We start from the raw sequence: 11,068 nt of genomic DNA on the forward strand, positions 1-11,068 counted from the left end.
CTCGGCATACGGGTGTGAGGGCTTATAGGTGCCCGCCTTCATGATGGTTGAGCCCGTGAGATCGAGCGCCGCCCTGCGGCGCATCGCGAGCTGCGCTCGCTCCTACGTTTTTTGGCCAGTTACGCTTGTGACAGGCGCGTGCACAAATGGCGATGCGCCGTACGCCCGCCACCCGCTCAAAGCCAAACCGCATCCCAGTGCGGATAATCACCCGCCCTGGCAACCAACCCCGCCCGAATCGGATTGGCCACGATGTATCTCGCTAACCTGACAACATCCTCTTCACGGCGCAGCGCTCGGTCGTAATACCCTGCCTGCCAGATCGGCGAGGCCTTTACCCCGGCCTTGCGCAATGCATTGCTGGTCTGGCACTTGAAGCGTTGCATCAGCATGCTCAGCGTCGCGTCTTTCAATTCGAGCAGCCAGTGCACATGGTCTGGCATCACAACCCAGGCTAATGAGTGGCAGTGCTGTTTATGTTGTGCAAGACGCATGTTGTGGATGGTCAGGCGGGCGTACTGGAAATCATCGAATAATGGCCGACGGCGGTGGGTAACCGTGGTCAGCATATAAAGCCTGCCTGGCACCGAGCAGCGGGCATGGCGTAGCCGGCAGTCATGGGGGTTGTTCATCGTGTTCATCCTTGAAAATGTGCGTGCTGGTACAGCCTAGCTGCGGTGTAAGGATGAAAGCGGTAATCAGGGTTGCAGCATGTAACTGGATACACGGCGCAGGCGGCGCTCAATCTAGGCACCGCCACAAAACTTACTCCCCACACTGAAATTCAGACGAAAAAAAAGGGCGACCCGAGGGTCGCCCTTTTTACCGATCAAACAGAACTCAGTTCTGTTTGGCCATTGCTTCGCGCAGCAGCGCAGCCATGGTGGTGTCGGCAGCCGCTTCCGGAGCGTTTTTCAGGCTCTGGATGGCTTCACGCTCTTCAGCGTCGTCTTTCGATTTGATCGACAGGCTGATAACACGCGATTTGCGGTCAACGCTGATGATCTTGGCTTCGATCTCTTCGCCTTCCTTCAGAACGTTACGCGCGTCTTCAACGCGGTCACGGCTGATTTCGGAAGCTTTCAGAGTGGCTTCGATGTCGTCGGCCAGGGTGACGATGGCGCCTTTGGCGTCAACTTCTTTCACGATACCCTTGACGATAGCGCCCTTGTCATTGACAGCAACGAAGTTGGAGAACGGATCGTCTTCCAGCTGCTTGATGCCCAGGGAGATGCGCTCGCGCTCTGGGTCGACCGACAGGATGACGGTTTCCAGCTCGTCGCCCTTCTTGAAACGACGCACGGCTTCTTCGCCGGTTTCGTTCCAGGAGATGTCGGACAGGTGAACCAGGCCGTCGATGCCGCCGTCCAGGCCAATGAAGATACCGAAGTCGGTGATCGACTTGATGGTACCGGTGATCTTGTCACCCTTGTTGAACTGGCCGGAGAAGTCTTCCCATGGGTTGGACTTGCACTGCTTGATGCCCAGGGAGATACGACGACGCTCTTCGTCGATGTCCAGAACCATAACTTCCACTTCGTCGCCAACCTGAACGACTTTCGACGGGTGGATGTTCTTGTTGGTCCAGTCCATTTCGGAAACGTGTACCAGACCTTCAACGCCTTCTTCCAGCTCAGCGAAGCAGCCGTAGTCGGTCAGGTTGGTAACGCGCGCTTGTACGCGAGTACCCTCTGGGTAACGGGCAGTGATAGCAACCCACGGATCTTCGCCCATCTGCTTCAGACCCAGCGAAACGCGGTTGCGCTCACGGTCGAACTTCAGAACGCGTACGTCGACTTCGTCGCCAACGTTAACGATTTCCGATGGGTGCTTGATGCGCTTCCAAGCCATGTCGGTGATGTGCAGCAGGCCGTCGATACCGCCCAGGTCCACGAATGCGCCGTAGTCGGTGAGGTTCTTGACGATACCTTTGACTTGCTGGCCTTCCTGCAGGGTTTCCAGCAGGGCTTCGCGCTCGGCGGAGTTCTCGGCTTCCAGCACGCTGCGACGCGAAACAACAACGTTGTTGCGCTTCTGGTCCAGCTTGATGACCTTGAATTCCAGCTCTTTGCCTTCCAGGTGGGTGGTGTCGCGCACTGGGCGGACATCAACCAGGGAGCCCGGCAGGAACGCACGGATGCCGTTAACGTCGACAGTGAAGCCGCCTTTAACCTTACCGTTGATAACGCCCTTGACCACTTCTTCGGCGGCGAAAGCTGCTTCCAGAACAATCCAGCACTCGGCGCGCTTGGCTTTTTCACGGGACAGCTTGGTTTCGCCAAAGCCGTCTTCGACCGCGTCCAGCGCAACGTGCACTTCGTCACCGACCTTGATGGTCAGCTCGCCAGCTTCGTTGTAGAACTGCTCGAGCGGGATGACGCCCTCGGACTTCAGGCCAGCGTGTACGGTAACCCAGTCGCCGTCGATGTCGACAACGATACCGGTGATGATGGCACCCGGCTGAAGATTGAGGGTTTTCAGGCTTTCTTCAAAGAGTTCTGCAAAGCTTTCGCTCATTTTAATTCCTGTAGATTCGGGCGAAACAGACGCCCATCACCACATTCCAGACAATGTGGGTTCGTTTTAAGTAAAGGAAAGCCCGCAGGACGATGACTGGTGCACCTGCCTGCCTTCCTGGTTATCAGAGAAGATCGCGCAGTGCGAGCTCGCTCCTGATACGTTGCAACACCTGATCGATGGACAATTCGGTGGAATCCAGCTGAATGGCGTCTGCCGCTGGTTTCAGCGGGGCCACTGCACGCTGGGTATCGCGCTCATCGCGCGCACGAATGTCATCTAGCAGACTCGACAGACTAACATCTTCACCCTTGCCCTTCAACTGCAGGTAACGGCGGCGGGCCCGTTCCTCGGCACTGGCGGTAAGGAACACTTTCAATGGCGCGTCGGGAAACACCACGGTGCCCATGTCACGGCCATCGGCAATCAGGCCAGGCGCCTCGCGGAAGGCGCGCTGGCGCACCAGCAGTGCGTCACGCACGGCCGGCAGCGAGGCCACCCGGGAGGCACCCGCGCCGACGGTTTCGGTACGGATGACGTTGCTGACATCCTCACCCTCAAGAATGATCTGCTGAAGCTTACCGGGCTGCGCGGCAATGAACTGCACATCCAGATGAGCGGCCAGGCGGGTCAGCAGCTCTTCGTTGGTGAGGTCCACGCCATGGTTGCTGGCGTTGAACGCCAGCAGACGGTACAGCGCGCCGGAGTCCAGCAGCCGCCAGCCCAGCTCCCGGGCCAGCAGCCCGGCAACGGTGCCCTTGCCCGAGCCGCTCGGCCCGTCGATGGTGATGACTGGCGTAGGCGCGTTCACGGCTTGCCCTCTTCCGCCACGCGGATGCCCACCTCGGCGCACAGCGCCAGGAAGTTGGGGAACGACGTGGCAACGTTGGCGCAGTCGTGGATGCGGATAGGCGCGCTGGCGCGCAGCGATGCCACGCTGAAGGCCATGGCAATGCGGTGGTCGCCGTGGCCGTGCACCTCGCCGCCGCCCAGCTGACCGCCCTCGATGATGATGCCGTCAGGGGTGGGTTCGCACTGGATACCCAGGGTGATCAGGCCGTCGGCCATCACCTGGATACGGTCGGACTCTTTGACCCGCAGCTCTTCGGCGCCACGCAACACGGTACGCCCCTCGGCGCAGGCCGCGGCCACGAACAGCACCGGGAACTCGTCGATGGCCAGCGGCACTAGCGCTTCAGGGATGTCGATACCCTTGAGGCGTGCGCCGCGTACGCGCAGGTCGGCCACCGGCTCGCCACCCACTTCACGCTGGTTTTCCAGGGTGATGTCGCCGCCCATCAGGCGCAGGATGTCGATGACACCGGTACGGGTGGGGTTGATGCCCACATGCTCCAGCACCAGCTCGGAACCTTCGGCAATCGAGGCCGCCACCAGGAAGAACGCCGCCGACGAGATGTCGGCCGGCACTTCGATACGCGTAGCGGTGAGCTTGCCGCCAGCCTGCAGCGACGCTACCGGGCCATTGGTGTCCACGCTGTAGCCAAAGCCGCGCAGCATGCGCTCGGTGTGGTCACGGGTAGGCGCAGGCTCAGTGACGGTGGTCTTGCCTTCGGCGTACAGGCCCGCCAGCAGCAGGCAGGATTTGACCTGCGCACTGGCCATCGGCAGCGTGTAGGTCAGGCCCTTGAGCGGGTGGCCGCCGCGGATGGTCAGCGGTGGGCGGCCTTCCGGCCCGGTTTCAACCACGGCGCCCATCTCGCGCAGCGGGTTGGCCACACGGTTCATCGGGCGCTTGGACAGCGACGCATCGCCCGTCATGGTGACGTCGAACGCCTGCCCGGCCAGCAGGCCGGACAGCAGGCGCATGGAGGTGCCCGAGTTGCCGACGTACAGCGGCCCGGGTGGTGGCTTGAGGCCGTGCAGGCCCACACCGTGAATGGTCACGCGACCGTGATTGGGGCCTTCGATGACCACACCCATGTCACGGAATGCCTGCAGGGTCGCCAGGGCGTCCTCACCCTCGAGGAAGCCCTCGACCTCGGTGGTGCCTTCGGCCAGCGAGCCGAGCATGATCGAGCGGTGGGAAATCGACTTGTCGCCCGGTACGCGGATTCGCCCGGTCAGGCGGCCACCGGGTTGGGCCAGGAAAATCAGATCGTTGGCGTTCATAGCGTCCACATAGGCCCGGCGGGCCAGGATTTTACTGAAATGCTCGCGGGCAACCCGAGCGCGGGTGAACACACCCAGCAGCTGGTGCCCGTCCCCATCAGCGATCGCGTCGCGCAAGGCGTCGAGATCGCTGCGATATGTATCAAGCGTGCGCAGCACAGCGTCGCGGTTGGCAAGGAAGATGTCATGCCACATGGTCGGGTCGCTGCCGGCGATTCTTGTGAAATCGCGAAAGCCACCCGCAGCGTACCGGAAGATTTCAAGGTTTTCATCGCGCTTGGCCAACGAATCGACCAAACCGAAGGCCAGCAGGTGCGGCAGGTGGCTGGTGGCAGCCAGCACCTCGTCATGGCGCTCGACGGGCATGTGCTCAACGTCAGCGTCCAGGGCGCGCCACAGGCGGTCGACGATGGCCAGGGCGGCGCGGTCGGTTTCGGCGAGCGGCGTAAGGATGACCTTGTGCCGGCGGAACAAGGCGGCGTTGGAAGCCTCCACACCGCTTTGCTCGGACCCGGCAATCGGGTGGCCAGGCACGAAGCGCGACAAACGCTCGCCCAGGGCTGCCCGGGCAGCCCGCACCACATTGCCCTTGGCACTGCCCACGTCGGTGATCACGGCTTGGCCGAGGTCCAGACCAGCCAGAAGCCCCAGCAGCTTTTCCATGGCCAGAATGGGCACGGCAAGCTGGATGACATCGGCGCCCACGCAGGCCGCAGCCAGGTCGTCTTCGCAGCGGTCGACCACGCCCAGGGCCACCGCCTGCTTGCGCGACGGGGCATCCAGGTCGACGCCGACCACTTCGCGGCACAGGCCGCTTTCACGCAAGCCCTTGGCGAAGGAGCCGCCGATCAGGCCCAGGCCGACCACCACCAGGCGGTTGATGATCGGCGCGGGTTGGGTTGTTGCTGCATTTACCACGGGTGTGAACCTTGTATGGCGTTGTGTTGGTTGCCGGGGGTGCCATGCACCCCAATCGCGAACGGCTACGGGCGGCGGTTCGGAATCAAAGCACTGCCTTTGGATACGAACCCAGCACCTTCAGTGCCACGGCTTCCTGGCTGATCTGCTCGAGCACGGCCTTGATCAGCGGGTCGCGGTGGTGGCCGACGAAGTCGATGAAGAACACATACGTCCACTTGCCGCTGCGCGACGGGCGGGTTTCGATGCGGGTCAGGTCGATGCCGTTCTGATGGAAAGGCACCAGCAGCTCGTGCAGGGCACCCGGCTTGTTGCTCATCGAAACGATGATCGAGGTCTTGTCGTCGCCGGTCGGCGGCACTTCCTGGCTGCCGATCATCAGGAAGCGCGTGGAGTTGTCGGGGCGGTCCTCGATTTTCTCGGCCAGGCGGGTCAGGCCATACAGGTTGGCCGCCATGTCGCCGGCAATTGCCGCAGAATTCCATTCGCCCTTGACGCGCTTGGCCGCCTCGGCGTTGCTCGACACCGCCACACGTTCCACATTCGGGTAGTGCGCGTCCAGCCACTTGCGGCACTGGGCCAGGGACTGGGCGTGGGAGTAGATGCGGGTGATGCTGCTGGTCTTGGTGCTCTCGCCCACCAGCAGGTGGTGGTGGATACGCAGCTCCACCTCACCGCAGATCACCATGTCGTGCTCGAGGAAGCTGTCCAGGGTATGGCTGACAGCCCCTTCGGTGGAGTTTTCCACGGGCACCACGCCGAAGTTGACAGCGCCAGCGGCCACCTCACGGAACACTTCGTCGATGGCTGCCATTGGCCGGCTGATCACAGCATGGCCGAAATGCTTCATGGCAGCGGCCTGGGTGAAGGTGCCTTCCGGGCCCAGGTAGGCGATTTTCAGCGGCTCTTCCAAGGCCAGGCACGAGGACATGATTTCGCGGAACAACCGCGCCATCTCTTCGTTGCCCAGTGGGCCCTGGTTGCGCTCCATCACCCGCTTGAGCACGGCAGCTTCGCGCTCAGGGCGGTAGAACACCGGCTTTTCACCTTCGGGCAGCGAGGCCGTCTTGACCTTGGCCACTTCCTGGGCGCAACGGGCGCGCTCGCTGATCAGCTCGAGAATTTTCTCGTCGAGGCTGTCGATGCGCACCCGCAGGGCGGTGAGTTCATGCTCGGACATCAGCCGTGCTCCTTCTCGAATTCAGCCATGTAGGCCACCAGGGCTTCGACGGCGTCCAGGCCCAGGGCGTTGTAGATGGAGGCGCGCATGCCACCCACCGAGCGGTGGCCCTTGAGGTTGAGCAGGCCGCGGGCGTCGGCACCGGCCAGGAAGGCTTTGTCCAGGCGCTCGTCAGCCAGGCGGAACGGCACGTTCATCCACGAACGGGCGTTGTGGCTGATGGGGTTGGTGTAGAACTCGCTGGCATCGATAAAGCCGTACAGGCGGTCTTTCTTGGCCCGGTTGCGCTGCTCCATGGCATCGACACCGCCCTGCTCTTTCAGCCACTCGAACACCAGGCCCGAGAGGTACCAGGAATAGGTGGCCGGGGTGTTGTACATGGAGCCGTTGTCGGCCGACACCTTGTAGTCGAGCATGGTCGGGCAGCTGCTGCGGGCATGGCCCAGCAGGTCTTCACGCACGATGACCACCACCAGGCCGCTGGGGCCGATGTTCTTCTGGGCGCCGGCGTAAATCAGGCCGAACTGCGACACATCGATGGGGCGCGAGAGGATGTCGGAAGACATGTCCACCACCAGCGGCACATCACCGGTCTGCGGCACCCAGTCGAACTCCAGCCCGCCGATGGTCTCGTTGGACGCATAGTGCACGTAGGCAGCGTTCGGGGTGAGGTTCCACTCGTTCTGGCCGGGGATGGCCAGGTAGTCGTAGGGCTTGGCACTGGCGGCCACGTTCACGTGACCGAAACGGCGCGCTTCTTCGATGGCCTTTTTCGACCAGATGCCGGTTTCGATGTAGTCGGCGGTGCCGTTTTCCGGCAGCAGGTTGAGCGGGATTTCGGCAAACTGCTGGCTGGCGCCGCCCTGCAGGAACAGCACCTTGTAATTCGAGGGGATGGACAGCAGGTCACGCAGGTCCTGTTCGGCCTTCTCGGCGATGGCCACATAGTCGTCGCTGCGGTGGCTCATTTCCATCACCGACAGGCCCTTGCCACGCCAGTCCAGCATTTCTGCCTGGGCGCGCTGCAGCACGGCATCCGGAAGCGCGGCAGGGCCCGCGCAGAAGTTAAAGGCTCGTTTGCTCACATCCACTCTCGCTCTGCCAAATAGAACAAAATCTTGGTCCGGTCACTGCATACTTTGCAGGAACCGAGGTGCCTGCATCGCGAGCTACGCTCGCTCCTACATGGTCAAACGGGGCGACCTTGGTCGCCCCGTTCGGGTGTAACGCCTGCTTAGTCCTGCGGTGCCTCTTCGGCGTCCGCAGCGTCGTCATTGTCGGGCGCCTGGGCCTCGACACCCTCCTCGTCCAACTCGATCACATCATCGAGCTCTTCTGCAGACGGCTCCTGGATACGCTCCAGGCCCACCAGCGTCTCGTCGCTGGCCAGCTTGATCAGGGTGACGCCCTGGGTGTTGCGGCTAAGGCTGGACACTTCGCCCACCCGGGTACGTACCAGCGTGCCCTGGTCGGAAATCAGCATGATCTCCTCGCCTTCCTGCACCTGAATGGCGCCGATCAGCAAGCCGTTGCGCCCCTTGGTGCCCATGGCAATGACGCCCTGGCCACCACGGCCGCGACGCGGGAACTTGGACAGCGGGGTACGCTTGCCGAAGCCACGCTCGGAGGCCGTGAGGATCTGCGCACCGGACTCTGGAATGAGCATGGAGATGATCTCCTGGCCCTTGCCCAGCTTCATGCCGCGCACGCCACGGGCGGTACGGCCCATTTCGCGCACCACGCTCTCGGCGAAGCGGATCACCTTGCCCGCATCGGAGAACATCATCACTTCCTTGGCGCCGTCGGTGATGGCCGCCGCAATCAGGGTGTCGCCTTCTTTCAGCTTGAGGGCAATCAGGCCGTTGCTACGCGGGCGGGCGAACTGCACCAGCGGGGTCTTCTTCACGGTGCCCGACGCGGTGGCCATGAAGATGTAGGCGCCAGTAGGTTCGGCAGCCCACTCAGGGGTATCGCCGTCTTCTTCGTCGGCTTCCTCCACCTCGACCACTTCACCTTCAAGCACGGTGTCATCCGCGTCCTCCAGCTCCTCGTCGGCACCGGCGCTCTGCTGCAGGGCCTCCAGGTCGATCTGCAGCATGGCGGTGATGCGCTCACCTTCTTCCAGCGGCAGCAGGTTGACCAGCGGGCGGCCACGGGCAGCACGCGAGGCTTCGGGGATTTCGTAGGTTTTCTTCCAGTACACCTTGCCCTTGCTGGAGAACAACAGCAGGGTGGCGTGGCTGTTGGCAACCAACAGGTGCTCGATGTAGTCCTCGTCCTTCACGCCGGTCGCCGACTTGCCCTTACCGCCGCGGCGCTGGGCCTGGTAGGCGGACAACGGCTGGGTCTTGGCGTAGCCACCGTGGGAGATGGTCACCACGCGCTCCTCTTCCGGGATCATGTCGCCGTAGTTGAGGTCGTGGCTGGCGTTCAGGATCTCGGTACGGCGGGCATCGCCATATTCGGCGCGGATCGCTTCGAGTTCTTCGCGGATCACTTCCATCAGGCGCTCAGCGCTGCTGAGGATACGGATCAGCTCGCCGATCTGCTCCAGGATTTCCTGGTACTCGGCCAGCAGCTTCTCGTGCTCGAGGCCGGTCAGGCGGTGCAGGCGCAGGTCCAGAATGGCCTGGGCCTGTTCTGGCGAAAGGTAATACTTGCCGTCGCGCAGGCCAAATTGCTCTGGCAGGTCTTCGGGGCGGCAGGAATCGGCACCGGCGCGCTCGACCATCACCTGCACGGCACTGGATTCCCATGGCGTGGAAATCAGCGCTTCCTTGGCTTCGGACGGCGTTGGCGAGGCCTTGATCAGGGCAATGACCGGGTCGATGTTGGACAGCGCAACCGCCTGGCCTTCAAGGATATGGCCGCGCTCGCGGGCCTTGCGCAGCTCGAACACGGTGCGGCGGGTGACCACCTCACGGCGGTGGCGCACGAAGGCTTCGAGCAGGTCCTTGAGGTTGAGCAAGCGCGGGCGGCCGTCGACCAGCGCCACCACGTTGATGCCGAACACGCTCTGCAGCTGGGTTTGCGAATACAGGTTGTTGAGCACCACCTCCGGCACCTCGCCGCGACGCAGCTCGATGACGATGCGCATGCCGTCTTTGTCGGACTCGTCGCGCAGCTCGGTGATGCCTTCGATCTTCTTCTCTTTGACCAGCTCGGCGATTTTCTCGATCAGGCGGGCCTTGTTGAGCTGGTAAGGCAGCTCGGTCACGACGATTTGCTGGCGGCCGCCTACCTTGTCGATGTCTTCGATTTCGGAGCGGGCGCGCATGTAGATGCGGCCACGGCCGGTACGGTAGGCCTCGATGATGCCCTGGCGGCCGTTGATCAGGCCGGCCGTTGGGAAGTCCGGGCCCGGAATGTGCTGCATCAGCTCATCGATGGTGACTTCGGGGTTGTCGATGAGTGCCAGGCAGCCGTCGATGACCTCGCCCAGGTTATGCGGCGGGATGTTGGTGGCCATACCCACGGCGATACCGCTGGAACCGTTGACCAGCAGGTTGGGGATACGGGTGGGCATCACCGCCGGGATCTGCTCGGTGCCGTCGTAGTTGGGCACCCAGTCGACGGTTTCTTTGTGCAGGTCGGCCAGCAGCTCGTGGGCCAGCTTGGCCATGCGCACTTCGGTGTATCGCATGGCAGCGGCGTTGTCGCCGTCCACGGAACCGAAGTTGCCCTGACCGTCGACCAGCAGGTAGCGCAGCGAGAACGGCTGGGCCATACGCACGATGGTGTCATAGACCGCAGTGTCGCCGTGCGGGTGGTACTTACCGATCACGTCACCGACCACGCGGGCGGATTTCTTGTACGGCTTGTTCCAGTCGTTGCCCAGTTCGCTCATCGCAAAGAGAACGCGACGATGCACGGGCTTCAAGCCGTCACGCGCATCGGGCAGCGCTCGCCCGACAATCACGCTCATCGCGTAGTCGAGGTAAGACTGTCTCAGTTCGTCTTCGATATTGACCGGGAGGATTTCTTTGGCCAGTTCGCCCATGAGAAGCCTGATTCCTTTTTCTGGTGAAACTTCGCAGCTCCATCAAGGGCCGAACGAAGCTCGCCGCCGCAGCGCATCAGCATGCGACGACTTACGACAAATCAACGAGTTGTGCCATGGATCTGCGCAGTGAAGACCGCCGGTATGGGCGGGCTTGGAAACTGCCGGATGTTACCACAATGGCGGGGGTGGTGGGGAGATGTGCACCGGGGGCTTGCCGGTGAATTTGCGGCGCCGGGGGGATCGGGCGCCGCGGGAGCGGCGCATCGCGCGCTACGCTCGCGCCTACAGGGTCAGGGTTTGCGCTTGCGGGGGCCGCCGTT

7 protein-coding genes are annotated in these 11,068 nt (G+C 62.6%); all 7 read right to left on the minus strand.

The genetic code is table 11. The annotated features are described in order from the left end of the window. Positions 1-176 precede the first annotated feature (176 nt). Positions 177-632: an REP-associated tyrosine transposase gene (locus IAE33_RS23880; protein ID WP_201165647.1), complete on the minus strand. Its 456-nt coding sequence runs from the start codon at positions 630-632 to the stop codon at positions 177-179. Between the two features lie 208 nt (positions 633-840). Then, positions 841-2,517, minus strand: a complete 1,677-nt coding sequence (gene rpsA, locus IAE33_RS23885) for a 30S ribosomal protein S1 (protein ID WP_003252673.1) — start codon at positions 2,515-2,517, stop codon at positions 841-843. Positions 2,518-2,641: 124 nt separating this feature from the next. Next, positions 2,642-3,328: a (d)CMP kinase gene (gene cmk, locus IAE33_RS23890; RefSeq protein WP_028634702.1), complete on the minus strand. Its 687-nt coding sequence runs from the start codon at positions 3,326-3,328 to the stop codon at positions 2,642-2,644. Then, positions 3,325-5,565, minus strand: a complete 2,241-nt coding sequence (locus IAE33_RS23895; protein WP_201165648.1) for a bifunctional prephenate dehydrogenase/3-phosphoshikimate 1-carboxyvinyltransferase — start codon at positions 5,563-5,565, stop codon at positions 3,325-3,327. The genes cmk and IAE33_RS23895 overlap by 4 nt, the downstream gene beginning before the upstream one ends. Before the next feature lie 85 nt (positions 5,566-5,650). Continuing rightward, positions 5,651-6,745 (minus strand): prephenate dehydratase, encoded by a 1,095-nt coding sequence (gene pheA, locus IAE33_RS23900; RefSeq protein ID WP_201165649.1) that lies wholly within the window; start codon positions 6,743-6,745, stop codon positions 5,651-5,653. After that, a complete protein-coding gene (gene serC / locus IAE33_RS23905; RefSeq protein ID WP_201165650.1) occupies positions 6,745-7,830 on the minus strand; it encodes a 3-phosphoserine/phosphohydroxythreonine transaminase in 1,086 nt (361 codons plus the stop codon). The genes pheA and serC overlap by 1 nt, the downstream gene beginning before the upstream one ends. 149 nt (positions 7,831-7,979) lie before the next feature. Further along, on the minus strand, positions 7,980-10,745 hold the full coding sequence (gene gyrA / locus IAE33_RS23910; protein WP_028634698.1) for a DNA gyrase subunit A: 2,766 nt from the start codon (positions 10,743-10,745) through the stop codon (positions 7,980-7,982). Positions 10,746-11,068 lie beyond the last annotated feature (323 nt).

Origin of the sequence: Pseudomonas sp. S60 (assembly GCF_016647865.1) — a bacterium.
In the GTDB taxonomy this organism is placed as follows: Bacteria; Pseudomonadota; Gammaproteobacteria; order Pseudomonadales; family Pseudomonadaceae; genus Aquipseudomonas; species Aquipseudomonas parafulva.